Origin of the sequence: Aeromonas sp. S19(2024) (genome assembly GCF_041402625.1) — a bacterium.
Classification (GTDB): Bacteria; Pseudomonadota; Gammaproteobacteria; order Enterobacterales; family Aeromonadaceae; genus Aeromonas; species Aeromonas caviae.
In genome coordinates, this window is record NZ_JBGLQU010000001.1 from 369054 (window position 1) to 385580 (window position 16527).

The 16527-nt window shown below is 63.5% G+C and carries 17 protein-coding genes and 1 pseudogene; 10 read left to right on the forward strand and 8 right to left on the reverse strand.

Translation table 11 applies throughout. The annotated features are described in order from the left end of the window. Positions 1-3: 3 nt before the first annotated feature. From dapE to ACB037_RS01685, 5 genes are all read left to right on the forward strand, one after another. On the forward strand, positions 4-1131 hold the full coding sequence (gene dapE, locus ACB037_RS01665; RefSeq protein WP_010674050.1) for a succinyl-diaminopimelate desuccinylase: 1128 nt from the start codon (positions 4-6) through the stop codon (positions 1129-1131). Between the two features lie 29 nt (positions 1132-1160). Continuing rightward, a complete protein-coding gene (locus ACB037_RS01670) occupies positions 1161-1847 on the forward strand; it encodes a M15 family metallopeptidase (protein ID WP_029314223.1) in 687 nt (228 codons plus the stop codon). Next, the gene (locus ACB037_RS01675; RefSeq protein WP_010674048.1) at positions 1847-1993 is read left to right on the forward strand and encodes a hypothetical protein; all 147 of its coding nucleotides are present in this window, start codon (positions 1847-1849) and stop codon (positions 1991-1993) included. Before ACB037_RS01670 ends, ACB037_RS01675 begins: the two co-directional genes overlap by 1 nt. A 268-nt stretch (positions 1994-2261) precedes the next feature. Next, positions 2262-3989 (forward strand): potassium/proton antiporter, encoded by a 1728-nt coding sequence (locus ACB037_RS01680; protein WP_010674047.1) that lies wholly within the window; start codon positions 2262-2264, stop codon positions 3987-3989. Between the two features lie 45 nt (positions 3990-4034). Continuing rightward, positions 4035-5138: a beta-N-acetylglucosaminidase domain-containing protein gene (locus ACB037_RS01685; protein ID WP_371174816.1), complete on the forward strand. Its 1104-nt coding sequence runs from the start codon at positions 4035-4037 to the stop codon at positions 5136-5138. Positions 5139-5280: 142 nt separating this feature from the next. On the opposite strand, the gene ACB037_RS01690 is transcribed toward ACB037_RS01685, so the two are convergent. Then, positions 5281-5913, reverse strand: a complete 633-nt coding sequence (locus ACB037_RS01690) for a LysE family translocator (RefSeq protein ID WP_039039878.1) — start codon at positions 5911-5913, stop codon at positions 5281-5283. Between the two features lie 164 nt (positions 5914-6077). Between ACB037_RS01690 and ACB037_RS01695 the strand changes: the two genes are divergently transcribed. The 3 genes from ACB037_RS01695 (at position 6078) to ACB037_RS01705 (ending at position 8702) form a co-directional block, all read left to right on the forward strand. Further along, positions 6078-7700 (forward strand): methyl-accepting chemotaxis protein, encoded by a 1623-nt coding sequence (locus ACB037_RS01695; protein WP_371174817.1) that lies wholly within the window; start codon positions 6078-6080, stop codon positions 7698-7700. A gap of 178 nt (positions 7701-7878) precedes the next feature. After that, complete coding sequence (locus ACB037_RS01700; RefSeq protein ID WP_039039880.1) at positions 7879-8409, forward strand: DUF1523 family protein; 531 nt, start codon at positions 7879-7881, stop codon at positions 8407-8409. Beyond that, positions 8406-8702 carry a helix-turn-helix domain-containing protein gene (locus ACB037_RS01705; RefSeq protein ID WP_039039881.1) on the forward strand — a complete coding sequence of 99 codons (297 nt, stop codon included), beginning with the start codon at positions 8406-8408 and terminating at the stop codon, positions 8700-8702. The genes ACB037_RS01700 and ACB037_RS01705 overlap by 4 nt, the downstream gene beginning before the upstream one ends. A gap of 98 nt (positions 8703-8800) precedes the next feature. On the opposite strand, the gene ACB037_RS01710 is transcribed toward ACB037_RS01705, so the two are convergent. Both ACB037_RS01710 and rihA read right to left on the reverse strand, forming a co-directional pair. Further along, complete coding sequence (locus ACB037_RS01710; protein ID WP_045525252.1) at positions 8801-9277, reverse strand: hypothetical protein; 477 nt, start codon at positions 9275-9277, stop codon at positions 8801-8803. A 29-nt stretch (positions 9278-9306) separates the two neighbouring features. Further along, positions 9307-10242 carry a pyrimidine-specific ribonucleoside hydrolase RihA gene (gene rihA / locus ACB037_RS01715; RefSeq protein ID WP_109112420.1) on the reverse strand — a complete coding sequence of 312 codons (936 nt, stop codon included), beginning with the start codon at positions 10240-10242 and terminating at the stop codon, positions 9307-9309. Between the two features lie 194 nt (positions 10243-10436). On the opposite strand from rihA, the gene ACB037_RS01720 reads away from it, so the two are divergent. Next, entirely contained in the window at positions 10437-11168 is a 732-nt protein-coding gene (locus tag ACB037_RS01720) for an RluA family pseudouridine synthase (protein ID WP_371174936.1), read from the forward strand. A 97-nt stretch (positions 11169-11265) separates the two neighbouring features. Here ACB037_RS01720 and udp read toward each other — a convergent pair whose 3' ends face one another. Then, positions 11266-12021, reverse strand: a complete 756-nt coding sequence (gene udp, locus ACB037_RS01725; protein ID WP_324021276.1) for a uridine phosphorylase — start codon at positions 12019-12021, stop codon at positions 11266-11268. 392 nt (positions 12022-12413) lie between these two features. Between udp and ACB037_RS01730 the strand changes: the two are divergent. Further along, positions 12414-12635, forward strand: a pseudogene (locus ACB037_RS01730) (iron-containing alcohol dehydrogenase); the annotation flags it as partial. A gap of 120 nt (positions 12636-12755) precedes the next feature. On the opposite strand, the gene ACB037_RS01735 reads toward ACB037_RS01730, so the two are convergent. The 4 genes from ACB037_RS01735 to ACB037_RS01750 are packed head-to-tail and all read right to left on the reverse strand — an operon-like array spanning position 12756 to position 16526. Beyond that, positions 12756-12980 carry a hypothetical protein gene (locus tag ACB037_RS01735; protein WP_042016781.1) on the reverse strand — a complete coding sequence of 75 codons (225 nt, stop codon included), beginning with the start codon at positions 12978-12980 and terminating at the stop codon, positions 12756-12758. Next, positions 12977-14923: a hypothetical protein gene (locus tag ACB037_RS01740; protein WP_371174818.1), complete on the reverse strand. Its 1947-nt coding sequence runs from the start codon at positions 14921-14923 to the stop codon at positions 12977-12979. The genes ACB037_RS01735 and ACB037_RS01740 overlap by 4 nt, the downstream gene beginning before the upstream one ends. A 27-nt stretch (positions 14924-14950) precedes the next feature. Continuing rightward, entirely contained in the window at positions 14951-15355 is a 405-nt protein-coding gene (locus tag ACB037_RS01745) for a hypothetical protein (RefSeq protein ID WP_239053225.1), read from the reverse strand. Between the two features lies 1 nt (position 15356). Continuing rightward, a complete protein-coding gene (locus ACB037_RS01750) occupies positions 15357-16526 on the reverse strand; it encodes a hypothetical protein (RefSeq protein ID WP_319864305.1) in 1170 nt (389 codons plus the stop codon). Between the last annotated feature and the right edge of the window lies 1 nt (position 16527).

Genomic DNA, 16527 nt, shown 5'->3' on the forward strand with positions numbered 1-16527 from the left:
CCGATGTCGGACGTCATCACACTGGCCAAGGATCTGATCAGCCGCCCCTCCGTGACCCCCCTGGATGAAGGGTGCCAGACCCTGATGGCGGAGCGCCTCGCACGCCTGGGGTTCGTCATCGAACCCATGGTCTTTGAGGACACCACCAACCTCTGGGCACGCCGTGGCAGCGAGGGTCCCCTCTTCTGCTTCGCCGGCCACACCGACGTGGTACCCGCCGGCCCCCTGGAGAAGTGGGACACCCCGCCATTCGAGCCGACCATCAAGGACGGCATGCTCCATGGCCGGGGCGCCGCCGACATGAAGGGGTCTCTGGCCGCCATGGTGGTGGCGACCGAGCGCTTCGTGGCCGAGCACCCGGACCACAAGGGCTCCATCGCGTTTCTCATCACCTCGGATGAAGAGGGGCCCTTCATCAACGGCACGGTACGCGTCATCGACACCCTGGAGGCACGCAACGAGAAGATCCGCTGGTGCATCGTCGGCGAGCCCTCCTCCACCGCCCAGGTCGGGGACGTGGTGAAGAACGGCCGTCGCGGCTCCATCACCGGCGATCTGCTGGTGCGCGGGGTGCAGGGCCACGTCGCCTACCCCCATCTGGCGGACAACCCCATCCACAAGGCGGCCCCGGCGCTGGCGGAGCTCGCCGCCATCGAGTGGGACAAGGGCAACGCCTACTTCCCCCCCACCAGCTTCCAGATCGCCAACATCCAGGGCGGCACCGGCGCCTCCAACGTCATTCCGGGGGAGTTGCAGGTCCAGTTCAACTTCCGCTTCAGCACCGAGCTCACCGATGCGGCTATCCGCGAGCGGGTCGAGGCGCTGCTGACCCGTCACGGCCTGGACTTCGAGCTGAAGTGGACCCTCTCCGGCCAGCCCTTCCTGACGGACACCGGCGCCCTGCTGGACGCCACCGTCGCCGCCGTGGCGGCAGTGAACGGCCAGCAGCCGGCCCTGCTCACCACGGGGGGCACGTCCGATGGGCGCTTCATCGCTCCCACCGGGGCGGAAGTCATCGAGCTCGGCCCGGTCAACGCCACCATCCACAAGGTGAACGAGTGCGTGAAGGCGGACGATCTGGATCTGCTGGCGGACATGTACCAAGGGGTGCTGGCACGACTGCTGGCATGAGCGGTGCTCCGGACAAGAGAGACCAGACCATGAATCAGGATCAACTGCTTGGGCTGGATGAGAGCCACCTCATCCTGGTGGGGCGCGGCCCCCATCGTCTGACCGCCGCCACCGCGGCGGCCTTCAACGACATGCAGGTGGCTGCCGCCCATGCCGGTTTCAACCTGCAGGCGGCCTCCAGCTGGCGCGGCTTCGAGCGCCAGCTCGCCATCTGGAACGGCAAATGGCGCGGGGAGCGCCCTCTGCTGGATGCGCACAACCAGCCCCTCGATGCCCTGCAACTGGGCGAGACCGAACGACTGCACGCCATCCTGCACTGGAGCGCCCTGCCCGGCACCAGCCGCCATCACTGGGGCACGGATCTCGACATCTACGATCCGGACTGCCTCCCCGCCGGCACCCGGCTCGCGCTGGAACCCTGGGAGTACGAGGCGGGCGGCTGGTTTGCCGATTTGCGCGAATGGCTGGACGATCACATGAACGACTTCGGCTTCTTCCTGCCCTATGCAAAAGGGGAGCAACCGGATCAGGGGGTGGCCTACGAGCCCTGGCACCTGAGCTTCGCGCCCGAATCCGACGGGCTGGCCCTGGATCCGGCGGCGCTGGCGCTTTGTCTGGAACGGGCGGATATTGAAGGCAAGGAGTGCATCCTGGCTCATCTCGACGAGATCCTGGCCCGCTATGTCACCCCGGCACACCACGAAAGGAGATTCTGATGAGCTTGTGGTTATGGATAGGCTTGCCGCTGCTGTTTCTGCTCGGCCTGTTTCTCAACGCCATCAAGGACATGAAGCAGCTCGAGAAACAGCTGCCCAAGTACAAGGACAAGATCCGGGAGGTCAAGGACGACGAGGACGACTGACCCCCTCGCAGGAGCCCGTCGGCGCTCCTGCCCCCTTCCCGTCCACGGCATTTTTTCGCCCTCTGCCGCCCCCCTCTGCCTGCACTGAAAGCCCCATCCATTGCCCCCTTTCCCTGCACTTTCCCGCGCGGGCACGCCACCCTCGCCCTGCTTGAAAACTGCGCAACAAACGTAAAAAACTGCAAAACAATGCACAATTAAGCCACACAAAGGGGGTCAATCTGCATATAATGTGCCTGTTTTGCAGCCCGCCATAAGGAGTTCGCCATTGGATGCCACCACCGTCAACAGTTTCTTCTTCATCGGTGCCCTGTTGGTGGGTGCCAGTGTCCTGTTGAGCGCACTCTCCTCCAGAGTCGGCATCCCCATTCTGGTCATCTTCCTCGCCGTCGGCATGCTGGCGGGTGAGGATGGTCCCGGCGGCATCCACTTCGCCGACTACTCGGTCGCCTACCTGGTGGGCAACCTGGCACTGGCCATCATTCTGCTGGACGGCGGCATGCGCACCCGGGTCTCCTCCTTTCGGGTCGCGCTCTGGCCCGCGCTCTCGCTGGCCACGGTCGGGGTGGCCATCACAACCGGCCTCACGGGCCTCGCCGCCGCCTGGCTGTTCGACCTCAACCTGATGCAGGGGATGCTCATCGGTGCCATCGTCGGATCCACCGATGCGGCGGCAGTCTTCTCCCTGCTCGGCGGGCGCAGCCTCAACGAGCGGGTCAGCGCCACCCTGGAGATAGAATCGGGCAGCAACGATCCCATGGCGGTCTTTCTCACCGTCACCCTGATCGAGGTACTGGCCACCGCCCAGCAGGGGCTGGATGCCGGCTTCCTGCTGCTGCAACTCGTCAAGCAGTTTGGTCTGGGCGCTGGCATCGGCCTTGCGGGGGGCTGGCTGCTGTGGAAGCTCATCAACAGTGCCAAACTCGCCCCCGGTCTCTATCCCCTGCTCACCGTGAGCGGCGGCCTGCTCATCTTCGCCCTCACCACGGCGGTGGGGGGCAGCGGCATCCTCGCCATCTACCTCACCGGCCTGCTGCTTGGCAACCTCTCCCTGCGCAGCCGCAGCACCACCCTCTCCGTGCTGGACGGCCTGACCTGGCTCAGCCAGATCGGCATGTTCCTGGTGCTGGGGCTGCTCGCCTCGCCCCACAAGCTGCTGCCCATCGCCCTGCCGGCGCTGGCCCTGGCCATGTGGATGATCCTGTTTGCCCGTCCGGTGTCGGTCTGGATTGGACTGCTGCCGTTCAAGAACTTCGCGCCGCGCGAGCGCTGGTTCATCTCCTGGGTGGGGCTGCGCGGCGCCGTGCCCATCATCCTGGCGGTCTTCCCCATGATGGCAGGGCTGCCCAATGCCCAGCTCTACTTCAATGTCGCCTTCTTCGTGGTGCTGGTTTCGCTGATCCTGCAGGGCAGCTCGCTGCCGCTGGCATCAAAGCTGGCGCGAGTGGAGGTGCCCGCACCGCCCTCTCCCATCAACCGCTCTGGGCTGGAGATCGATCTCGACAGCCAGTGGGAGACCTTCGTCTATCGCCTGAGCGCCGAGAAGTGGTGCATCGGCTCCCCCTTGCGGGAGCTGCGCATGCCTCAGGGCACCCGCATCTGCGCCCTGTTCCGCGGCCAGGAGCTGCTCCACCCCTCGGGCAGTACCTGCCTGCAATCCGATGACATCCTGTGCGTCATCGGCCACGAGCACGACCTGCCCGCCCTCGGTCAGCTCTTCAGCCAGGCGCCGGAGCAGGATCTGGGCCCGCGCTTCTTCGGTGACTTCCTGCTGGAGGCCAACGCCAGGCTGGTGGATCTCGCCCCGCTCTACGGGCTGGATGTGAGCGAGGTGGCGGATCAGAGCCTCGGCGATTTTATTGCCCATCAGTTGGGCGATAATCTGGTGGTCGGTGACCATGTCGCCTGGCAGGGACTGCTCTGGACGGTGGCGGAAATGGAAGAGGGTGAACCCCGCAAGATAGGGGTACGCTTCCTGGAAGAAGACCCCGTCTAGGCGCCGGCCATCGTAGCCCGCATTTGTGTGAGAAGGGAGTGAACCATGCCTTATCAAACCCTGTTGTCCGGTCTGTATCCTCCCTCGCCCAAGCTGGGCCTCATCGAGGGTTTCTTTGGCAAGGGCTGGAGCTGGGAAGCCCGTGCCCGCTACGCCCAGTGGCTGCCCCGCCACGGCTATGGCTTCTACCTCTACGCCCCCAAGGAAGACGGCTACCTGCGCAAGCACTGGGCCACACCCTGGCCCGCCGACCAGCTTGAAGCCCTGTGCCAGCTCGCCCGCCAGTGCCGGGAGAACGGTCTGGCCTTCGGGGTGGGCCTGAGCCCCATGGGGGCCCATCACGACTATGCCCGCCAGCGACCCGCCCTGCTGGAGAAGGTGAGGCTCATCGAGGAGGCGCTCAAGCCCGATATCCTGGCGATCCTGTTTGACGACATGAAGGGGGACACCCCGGATCTCGCCCACTGGCAGCTCACCATCGCCCACGACATCGCGGCCCACACCGGCGCAGGCCGCCTGCTGTTCTGCCCCAGCTACTACAGCACGGATCCCGTGCTGGAGAAGGTGTTCGGTGCCATGCCCCCCCACTATCTGCAGGATCTGGGTCAGGGGCTCGACAAGCGCATCGATGTCTTCTGGACCGGCCCCAAAGTCTGCTCCACCGAGTATCCGGCTGCCCACCTCAAACAGGCCGCAGACTGGCTCCATCGCAAACCCTTCCTGTGGGACAACTATCCGGTCAATGACGGCAGCAAGGCGAGCAGCTTCCTGCACCTGCGCGCCTTCGAAAACCGTCCGGCAGAGCTGGCGGATCTCGTGAGCGGCCATGCGGTCAATCCCATGAAGCAGGCGGCCCTCTCGGCCCTGCCGCTCGCCACCCTGCCCATGAGCTACAAGCTCGGCAAGCAGTACGATCCTGACAAGGCGCTGCACGCCTCCCTCAACGCCACCTGCGGGCCGCAGATCTCCGCCATGATCCAGGCCGACCTGCCGCTCTTCCAGGATATCGGTCTGGCCCAGCTCCCCCCCGAGCAGGTCATCCACCTCAAGAGCCGCTACCTGCCGTTCCAGGATCAGGCCTGCGTGAACGAGATCCTGCGCTGGCTGGCCGGGGAATACGTGTTCGATCCGGACTGCCTGACCGACTGACCTCATGAGTCCATGAAAAGTGGGTTCATGAATAAACGGGCCCATGTAAAAGGCCACCTCCCGGGCAGGGAGGTGGCCTTTTTGCATCATCTCTCTTCAGGTGCCCCATGGCGTCACATAGGGCGGCAGATTGAGCGGGTGTTTAACCGAAGGCCAGCCAGACCCCGACAAACAGCATCAGAGAGCCCGCGATCCGGTTCATCAGAGTGACATTGCCGCTCTTGGCAAGGAAATGGCGCAAGGTGCGGCCACCGCTGGCATAGAGCATCAGGCAGGAGAACTCGATGACCAGGATGAGCGCGACCAGGGCCCCTATCTGGGGTGCCATCGGCTTGGCCGCATTGATGAAGGGGGGCAGCAGGGAGACCATGAAGGCCCACCCCTTGGGGTTGGCGATGGCGGTCACGAAACCCTGCACGGCCAGTCCCATGGGGCTGGTCTGCTGACCCGCCGAGAGATCCGCCGGGATGGCCATCTTGCCCTTGGCCTGCCACATCTGGATGCCAAGCCAGACCAGGTAGGCGCCACCTACATATTTGAATGCAGAGAACAGGGCCGGGTAGTTGAGCATGACTGCCGCCACCCCGACCACCGACAGCACGGAGACCAGGCCGACGCCGACAAGCTCCCCCCACATCATGTGCAGGGTACGGCGCACCCCCAGACTCATGCCCAGGGTCATCGCCAGGGTCATGCACATACCGGGGGTTACTGAGACAAAAAAGAACGTGGGAATAAAGAGCGCCAAGATGGCGGGATCAATCCAGTCGGACACACTACACCTCCAGGGTAACAAGCAGACGATCTTGCCTATCACACTCTTTTAACACAAGAAAAACCTTTTCATTCAGCAAGAATTCAGCATTAAAAACCCTGTGACAAGGATTGTCGCGCCTGTGTAAGATGCCGCCTCACTCCTCTTTCGGGTTAGGATCTTTCATGTCATTGAATAATCTGTCTATTCGTCTTCAAGTGCTTATCCCTCTCCTGCTCGCCAGCCTGTTGATGCTGCTGATGGCCGTGATCAGCAAACAGGAAATCGACGGTGCCATTCAGGACATGAATGAAACCACCGCCAGCGTCACCCGCCACAAGGACGACATTGCGGCCCTGATCCACGCCACCTACCGGCTGCGCACCAACGCCATCTACGGCCTGTACGATGAGGCCCTCTTCGCCCAGTTGCCGGCCCAGCTCTCCGCCGCCGAACAGGAGATTGGCGCCATCCTGACCAGACTGGTTGTCACCGGTGCCGAGCAGGACAACCGTCAGGTCGCGGCCGCCCTGCAGGCCTACCTCGGCCATACCCGCAGCAGCATGCTGCCCCTGCTGACCGCCAAGTACCAAGGCAGTGGCGATCCCGCCGCCTATGAGCAGGCCCGCCTGCACTTTCGCGAGCTGGGGGAGGCGCTCATCAAGCAGATCGATGCCATGTCCCTCCACATCAATCAGCTGACCCAGACTGAGATTGCCGAGGAGCAGGCCCACTACCGCGCGACCCTGCTGCGCACCCTGCTGCTGATGGGGGGCACCCTGATCGCGGCCCTGCTGGGTGGCTGGTGGATCTCCGGGCGCATCGTGCAGCCCATCGGCCAGTTGCAGGAGGTGATGCACGCCGTCGCCCTCGGCCGCTTCAACGTGCGTGCCAATGCCGAAGGCAACAACGAGCTGGGCCAGCTCGCCAGGGATATCAACCGGACCCTGAGCCAGCTTGCCAACACCATCCAGACCCTGACCGGCATCAGCGGCAATGTGGCCTCCGCCGCCACCGAGCTTGCCGCTGTGATGACCCAGGCAGAGGTCAACGCCCAGCAGCAGCGCGGTGAGACCGAACAGGTGGCCTCCGCCGTCACCGAGCTGGCCAGCACCGCCGACAACGTCAACCACAACGCCGCCCTGGCCGACGAGCTGGCCCGGGATGCCAACAGTCGGGTCGAGCAGGGGCTGGCCCTGTTTGCCGAAAGCATCGAGGCCAACGGCCGCATGGCGGGCAGTCTGGAGAACGCCGCGACTGTGGTGGCCAGGCTCAAGTCCCAGTCCGAGCAGATCGGCAAGGTGATCGAAGTCATTCAGAGCATTTCGGAGCAGACCAACCTGCTGGCCCTCAACGCCGCCATCGAGGCGGCCCGCGCCGGTGAAAGCGGCCGCGGCTTTGCGGTGGTGGCCGACGAAGTGCGCCTGCTGGCCGCCCGTACCCAAGACTCCACCAAGGAGATCCAGGCCATCATCGAGCAGTTGCAGAGCCAGTCCCTCTCCGCCAACAGCGGCGTGCAGCAGACCCTGGAGATCCTTGGCCACAACCAGCAGCTCTCCGCCGAGGTACAGGCCTTGCTGGGGGGCATCACGGACGCGGTCAACCAGATCAACGGTGCCAACGCCCAGGTGGCGACCGCGGCAGAACAACAATCCTGCGTCACCGCCGACATCAGCCGCAACCTCACCAACATCCACGAGATCGTGAACCAGAACGCCGCCGGCATCAGCCAGAGTGCCGCCGCCAGTCACGAACTGTCACAGCTCGCCGAGCAGCAGCGCAGGCAGCTCGCCCAGTTCCAGCTCTGATCCCGAGAGGGTCTCTTCGATACCGCGGGGCCCGGCGCTGGCCCCGCACTTGCCCCTCCCCCTTCACGCCTCCTGTTTAAAACGGGTTTTTGCCATCAAGGTGTCATTGGGGGCTGGGCTGCATTCGCAAATGTGGGTATGGTAGAGGCACGTCACTCCCCCTCATCGAGAGATCATCATGAGCCTGAAGTTCAAGAAACCCGCTTTTATCACGCTCGGCCTCATCGCCCTGCTCTCCGCACTCTGGCTCGATTTCTATCTGCCGGAACACACCATCGCCACCATCACCGGGGTGGAGGTGAAGCGCACCGACAAGGATGGCCCCATCAGCCAGAAGAACCCGGCTGACGGCCCCACCACCGACGTCTATTACATCTACACCGAGCGCCCCGGCGAGAAGATCCGGGTGTTTCGCAATGAAGACACCGAATGGGGCTGGCCCTTCTACTTCAAATTCAACGCCGCCGACGTCCAGGCCAAGGCCAAGTCCATGGAGTTCGAAAAACGCCTGGCCATCATTACCTCCTACGGCTGGCGCGTGAACATGTTCTCCATGTTCCCCAACGTCACCAAGATCGCGAGCACCGAGCCCGATGCCTCCACCTGGAGCTTCTTCCGCTGGTTCTGGTTCGGTGTCTGGGCCCTGGTGATGGGCAAGGCGGCCATCGCCACCTGGCGCTACTTCGATCGCCTCGAGGACGAGATATGAGCGAGCCGAGCAAGACCCGCACCAGCTTCTATCGCCGGCTCTACGTGGCTCACCTCATCAGTCAGGGCACGGACACCGTGCCCGCCATCATGGAGGCGACCGGCATGCCGCGCCGCACCGCCCAGGACACCCTCAGCGCCCTGGCGGAGCTCGACATCCAGTGCGCCTTCGAGCAGACCGAGGGGGCTCGCCATCTGCAGGGGCACTACCGCATCAGCGACTGGGGGCCCATCAATCCGGCCTGGATTGCTGCGCAGCTTCCCGTTATCAGGCAGACCCTCGGGTATCCCTGACACCCCGGGCCCTGCTCTGCCTCCCATAGAGAAAGGGGCCAGCCTTGCGGCTGGCCCCTTTCTTGTCTGGCCTGATATCCCGTTGCCCTCCCCCGGACTCACTCCCCTTCGCCGAAAGACGCTTCCGGCAGCGGCTCCGCCGACTCACCCCGGGTGCAGTCGATGATGGAGCGCTTGGGATTGTTGGGGTCGCGCAGCAACAGGGGGGCCATCCCCTCGTCATGCAGCCTCTCGTCGGAAAATTCGCTGCCATAGGCGTTATGTGTCAGCCTGCGGGCATTGGCGATGGGGGTATCCACGAAGAGGGCATGTACCTCGAAGGTGGAGGCCGGCACCAGGAAACCGACGATGGGCAGGCCGTGCAGCTCCTGATGGACCTTGTACCAGGCAAAGCCCTCGCTCACCTTGTCAGGGGTATACATGGCGAGCTGCGGATTGGCCGGGCGCCCGGTCTCGATGTCGAGATGAAGGGTATCCAGCTCGCAGGTCGCCAGCCCCTGCCACATCTTCTCGAACGGGGTCGCGCAACCCGTCAGTTGCATGCATGTCAGCAGCGCCAACGTCCCTTTCCACATTCCCAACCCCTTATCCGATGTCCAGGATGTCAACCAAATGAGCGCAGTCGCTGCACCAGCAACTCGATGAAACCGACCCTGTCGAGCCCCAGCAGCACCAGGGCATTGGCCGGTTTGCCGGTCAGGTCGTAGCGATCCACCACCGTCATGCCCAGGGTATGGGTCCCGCCGGTTTCGATATCGACCCGGCACTCCACCCCGTGAAACAGGGAGGGCGCCAGCAGCCAGGCGATGGTACAGGGGTCATGGAGCGGCGCGCCAGCAAATCCCCACTTGGGATCCCGATGATAGATCATGAAAAAGTCGAGCAGCTGTGCCACGCACTGCGCCACCGGGTTGGGAATGGCGCGTACCCGCTCGATATCCTCGTCCATCACCTGGGCCTCGTGGGTCACGTCCAGCCCGCACATGGTGATGGGCAGCCCCGACTTGAAGACCATATCGGCCGCTTCGGGATCCACATAAATATTGAATTCCGCCGCGGGGGTCCAGTTGCCCGCACCGGCGGCGCCCCCCATCAGCACGATGCGGGCGATCTTCTGCTTGAGCTCGGGGTGGGCCGCCAGCAAGAGGGCAATGTTGGTGAGCGGCCCGGTCGGCACCAGGGTGACCGGCTCCGGGCTCTCGCGCAGACATCTTGCCATCAGTTCAAGGGCGCTCATCGCCCGGGGAGCAAAGGCGGGCTCCGGCAGTTCTGGGCCGTCCAGCCCCGATTCGCCGTGGACGTTGTCGGCGATGATGAGCTCACGGGCCAGAGGCTTGGCAGCCCCCGCCGCCACCGGGATGTCGTCGCGGCCGAGCAGGGTCAGGATGCGCAGGGCATTGTTGAGGGTCTTGTCCGGGGTCTGGTTGCCCGCGCTGGTGGTGACCGCCAGCACCTTCAGCTCGGGGCTCGCCAACGCCAGAATGAGGGCGATGGCATCATCGTGGCCGGGATCGCAATCGAGAATAACGGGCAACGCCATGGACAGACTCCTTACAACATGACAGGGAGCCATACCTTAGCAAGAGATGGCCAGATGAACTCAGGAGGGAGTCACAAAACGCCTCAACCAACGAGATCAAGTACTTGGCGACAGGCCTTGGGAGCGGACATCCAGATTCGCCGCGCCGCCATCGTTCGGGTATGATCCCTCCCCCTTCATCGTCCGGCTGCCCCATGTCCGTCATCGTCGACACCTTCATCGCCCCGCCCTGTGCGGCCACCATCGAGATCCTGTTCGAGGATGCGCATCTGCTGCTCATCAACAAGCCGAGCGGCCTGCTGAGCCTCTCGGGCAAGAACCCGCAGAACCTCGATTCGGTCCATTACCGGCTGGTACAGGATTACCCCGGCTGTACCCTGGTGCACCGCCTCGACTTTGGCACCTCGGGCGTCATGGTGGTGGCCAAAAACAAGAGCATCAACGCCCTGCTCTGCCACCAGTTCAGCCAGCGCACCGTGAGCAAGGCTTACGAGGCACTGCTCTGCGGCCATCTGGCGGTGGATGAGGGCGTCATCGACGCATCCATCGCCAAGGATCCGGCGCTGTTCCCGCTGATGAGCATCTGCGCCGCCAGCGGCAAACCCGCCCGCTCACGCTATCGGGTGATGGAGCGGCTCACCCTGGAGGGGGCAGGCCAGCCGGTGCCATTGACCCGGGTCAGGCTGGTACCGGAAACCGGGCGTACCCACCAGCTGCGCATCCACAGCCAGTGGCTGGGCCATCCCATCCTGGGATGCGATCTCTATGGCGGCCTGCTCCCGCCCGGCTGCGAACGGGCCCCCAGACTGATGCTGCACGCCAGTGAACTCGGTTTTGTGCACCCGGTGAGCGGCGAAGCGGTACAAATCCGCTGTGAAGCGCCCTTTGCGCAGGCACTGGCGGCCATGACGGAGCAACAGGGGTAATGAAGAAGGGGGAAAGCAGGGCCAAGGGGCAAACGGCGGATAAAGATAGGGGCCGCGCTTTCGCAACGGCCCCCACCCCCCACTCGGTGTGGTGCTATCAGATCAGCTTGCGGGCGGCGCCCAGCACGATCTTGATGGCATCAGATTCGGTTTTCGCCATGGTTTCGGCGTTCGGGATTTCCTGCTGGGTACGGTTCACGATGACACCGGCCACCATGCCCGCACGCAGGCCCTGGCTGGTACACATGGTCAGCAGGGTCGCGGACTCCATCTCGTAGTTCAGCACGCCCATGGCTTGCCACTCTTTCATGGAACCCTGGAAACGTTGTACCACGCGGCCGGATACGGTGTCGTAACGCTCCTGACCCGGGTAGAAGGTGTCAGAAGAAGCAGTGACGCCCACATGCAGCCTGGAGCCCAGCTCTTTGGCGGTGTTGACCAGCGCAGTGGTGCAGTCAAAGTCGGCCACTGCCGGGAACTCCATCGGCGCGAAGTGCAGGCTGGCACCGTCGAGGCGCACGGAGCCGGTGGTGACGATCACGTCGCCCACGTTCAGGTGCGGCTGGATGGCGCCGGTGGTGCCGATGCGCAGGAAGGTACGGATACCCAGCTGGGCCAGCTCTTCCACCGCGATGGAGGTGGACGGGCCACCAATACCGGTGGAGCAGATGATCACGGCCTTGCCGTCCATCTCGCCGCGCCAGGTGGTGAATTCACGATGGCTGGCCAGGTGCACCGGGTTGTCCAACAGCTCTGCGATGCGCTTCACGCGCTCGGGGTCACCGGGGACGATCGCCAGGGTGGCGCCTTGCAGATCCGCTTTTTTCAAACCCAAGTGAAATACATCAGACATAGTGGACTCCTGGTTGCGCCCCGCCGCATGGCAGCCGAGTGCAGTTAAGGTGATTCTTTACGGTACTTTCAAGCCGGTGTCCCCTCATCCGGGGAGGCGCCAACTATGGTCGAAAGCGCTTTCCAATTCCTTGATGCGCCTCACATTTCTGCGCTTCAAAGCTGACAAAAATGGCGCGAAACGTTTGCTAAGATGATGAATTTCTTGAAAAACGTTTTTACGTTCCTTTTGCACTCCCGTCCCTTGTCAAGCCTTGATCGACCGTCCATTTAAAGAGCGCGATCGAGTCCACAAAGTTGCAAACGAGATACCATTGACCCCTTCTCATCCCCTCCGACGCTGTTATGTTGGCGCCCGCATACCACTTAATGGCTAATCATACGGAGTCCATCATGGCGACATTCAAGTTCTACATTCCCGCAATCAACCTGATGGGGGCGGGCTGCCTGCAGGAGGCGACAGCGGATATCCAGGGACATGGCTATCGCAAGGCGCTCATCGTCACCGACAAGATCCTGGGCCAGATTGGCGTGGTGGGCCAGCTCGCCGCCCTCCTGGCCGAGCACGGCATCGACGCAGTGGTGTTCGATGAGACCAGACCCAATCCCACCGTGGTGTAGCCCGCCGCGAAAAATGAAAAAATCTTCTGGGTAAAACGACAAACAAAGTTGAGCCGCATTTATCAAACTCGGTGAATCAGGAATCACCCAGTTTGAAAGACGCTTAACAGGGGTTTAAACCTCGATTTCATAGGTTGGTAAATCAGGTGCGGGCCCAATGATGGCGCCTCCCTGATAAAACGCCTTCTGGCCGATGGCCACCCCTCCCCCTCGCACGATCACCACGCCCCCGCCTGGCGTCTCCAGCGTGGTACTGGTACCCGTCGTTGCGGTGACGGTACCGACCAGTAACGGGTCGGCACCGGGTATCAGCTCCCGGAACTGCTTGAACAGGTTCATACAAATCGCTCCACACTCAGTTGCTGGCGCACCGTCATGGCCTTGTTCTGTAGCTCAGCAGAGACCCTGACGCCCCGGTTGTATCCCTTCCAGCCATCCACCGCGAGCAACGCCCCGGGCAGAATAAGCCCCGTATCGGCAGACAACGGCAGCTGGATGGTCTGGGTGCGCTTCGGCATAGTCTTGGCCAGCCCCACCACACCTTGGGCGCGAGCTGCCACCACATCGCACACCAGCGGGTGGGTGATGGCCGGAGCTTGCCGCTCCCCTACCGTGCCTTGGCGCAGCACCCGCGCGTTGATGCCCTGATGGCCACCGCTGACATAGATGCCGTTCGCCGGCTGCCCCGGCTGGAAGTCGCTGCCCAGCGTCGTGATGATGGCTCGGGGGATGGCCACGTCGGCCAGCGCTCCATCGAGCTGCCAGGGCACGCTCGGATAGCGCGGCTTGATGACCAGGTGCCGATCGCGCTGGTGCGGCAACACGAACCCACCTGCCGCCTCGGCCAGGTACTTGATCGCCTCGATGGGTGTCTGACTGTCCAGGCTGAAAAACCCGCCTGGTACCAGCCAATCCGGCGCCTGCCAGTCCAGGGTCCACCCGAACGGTAGCAGCGCCTCTGCGAGCTGGGCCATGGTCGCTGCACCGATCTCGCTCACTGCCTGGGGTAAGACATGGGTCGGTGACAAATAGGCGGTGCGAGATCGCCCGGTGAGGGTCGCCGACTCACGGGCAAAGCTCTGACTTGACTGCCAACCATCGCACACGCAATCCCACTGCTGGCCGTTGACGAAGATGCTTACCTCCTCCTCGTCCGTCATCTCGGCTGCCGCGATGCGGGGGATCTGGGCCGTGAACTGCCAGGCCCAGGAGTCGGTGTCGAGCTCGATGCTCAGCGAGGTGGCGGGAATGTCAAGCCCGTCCCTGACCCGCACAATGCTTGCTGCGTTGCTCACCAGGTAAACCCTCCGGGTTGGAATAACGATGTGGGCTTGTCCGAACCAGACAAACTCAAGAGAGGCATCCCCCCGGGGGCGGCCGAACGCCAGCTTGCGGCTGCGCTTGTCCGGGCGCTCCGGGGTGATGGGGGGCTTGGGGGGCGGCGTGATGCCCCAGGGGGGCTGTATCGCCTCGTCCCACCCATCCCGCCAGCTTTTGCGAAGGGGCAGACCCCACTGCCAGCGCTGGCCGGTCAGGGTGAACCCCAGCCCGATACCCTGGGACCAGCCGCCCTGCCACTCGTTGTCCAGGCGCGGCAGGTCACGATAACCGCTCACCTGCCAGCCCCCCGCCCTGGTGGCCTCACGCCACGGCGAGCGCGGAGTGACATCGCAGCGCGGCAGGCTGGTAAAGCCGGTGCCGTGGGTCGTGCCCAGTGCCGGGCCTTCTTCAAAGCGATCCTGCACCAGGTTATCGCAGCGCGGCATCTGGGCCACGACACCTACCAGAGTGCTCTCCAGCGCCGTGCCCTTTTGCCAGGACTGCTGATGGTGCGCCTGGGCCACCCCGGGGCGCTCCCAGTGGCTGATGACGCTGGCCACTACATCCTGGGCTTGCTGCCACTGAACCTGGCTGGTGTGGCTCGGCCCCCGAAACACGTTGATGTCATAGCCCGCCTCAATCTGGTAGAGCGCGGCCCGCGCCGTCACGGTCAGCGTTGCATCGATCACCACGCTGGCGGTGATGTCCGTGACCGTGGCAGGGGCCGTGCTGGCCAGGGTAGCCGGATGGATGGGCGTGATCGTGACATCTGTCAGCGGTGCCTGCCCCTGCCCCTGCAAGACGGTAGGCAGCACCAGCCCGGGGGAGCTGGCGAAGGTGGGCGGCAGACAGGTGCCCTGCAGCACGGCCACATAGCGCACCACCATGGCCGGGTTCAGCTCCAGGGCAGCGGACGACTTGCGGGCCTTCTGCAGCGCCAGGCGGGCGTCGGTTCTGGCCATGCTGACCTCTTGGCTCACGCAGAGCGGTTAGGGTTCGGTGAAGGTGGCATTGTTGATGCGCACCATGGCGCCCGCATACAGCTCGTTCGCCGGGATCTCGATGTCGGCCCCGCTGCCCGGTGGCCCCACATCCAGGTCTGCGATAAAGACCCCATCGCGGTTGGCCAACCGCCCCCACGTCTGGACTCCGTTACCGGTGACCATCTTCTCGGCAAGCGGCTTGAGGGTCAGCACCCCGCCCGTCACGCTCTGGGCGCAGGGGTGGGTAAACTGCATGGCGACCAGCAGCACCTGACTGGTGACGGCGGCCCCCGGGGCGGGCCGTGGCCCGGTGTAAATGGTGAGGGTCGCCGGCCCAGCACTGCCTGAGTCGATGGCCGTGGCCAGCAGATTGGCGCGAGCGGTGCGCAACGTATCGGAGTAGGTGAACATATCAACCTCCTGACAGGCCGACCCCCTCCCCGGGGGCGTAGGGGGTGGGGAGCTGGTAGTCGGCCGCCACGGCGTTGTAATCGGCCGGGCCGAACGCCGGATCGTCCTGGGCGACCAGCATGTAACGGCGGTTCAGCCACAGCAGATCGAACCGGTACTTGCCATCGCTTTCCCGGCTGTAGGTCTCGCCGATGAGGTTCCCCGCCTGTTCAAAGCACAGCACCCGGCGTCTCACCCCCTCCCCGTTGATGGTGACGGTGCTCTCGATGTAACCCTGCTCGGCGCCTTGTTCGCCATCCCTGATCCAGTTCTGATCCCGCCCCTGGCAAAGCGGCGCCGCCGTCACCGACACGGCAGACATGGGGCCGGCATAGACTGCCCCTGGACTGCCACGCCACTCTACATCCTGCGGCTCGAACTGGCTGCGGGGCTCCTGGTTGGCGGGAACGGCATTGAGCGCGGCGGTCTTGATCATCGGGTCACCCAACCGAAAGGGCTGGCGAGCGGTGATCTCCTCTTGTGTCAGGGGCCGACCATAGATGGCGACATCACAGGTCTGGCAAGAGCCGTTATTTACGGCGTTGTAGTAATAGGCCCCCACCGTCAGGTATTTGCCGGCTGTTTGAGAGAACACATCGAACGGCACCGTCATTGCCGAGTCTTTCACGCCGTCGATGTAAACATCGGTCGCCGTGCCCGCCTCATTGAGCTGCACGACATAGTGATGATTGCCGACTGATAGGTTTTCCCAGAAGTTGGTCAGCGAGGGGTAACTGACAGGCACCGATGGGTTGGTCATATTCTGGTAACTGCACACACCCAGGTTGTCTTGATAGAGCAGCATGTATCGGCCCGCGTTCCCTGTAAGGGGCTGATTCACACCGATGGCGGTGCTGTATGTGCCATTTCCTTTTTCGCCATCCAGTCTGAATATCCCCTCAACGGCCTTGATCTTCGGCAAGCTGTCCTGGGCAATCCGCAGTGACCCACTAAATGGGGGCGTCAGAACCGATGGCACCAGTTGTGTCGTCATCGGTGGGGCTAAAAAACTCACCGAACCGACCGGGGTGAGATGACGGTTATTACCACTGAGATCATTGCCGTTACTGTTCAACGGCCAGTAAGCAAGCAAACCAGCGGTGGCCTGAATGAGATCAGAGAGTGTGGCCATG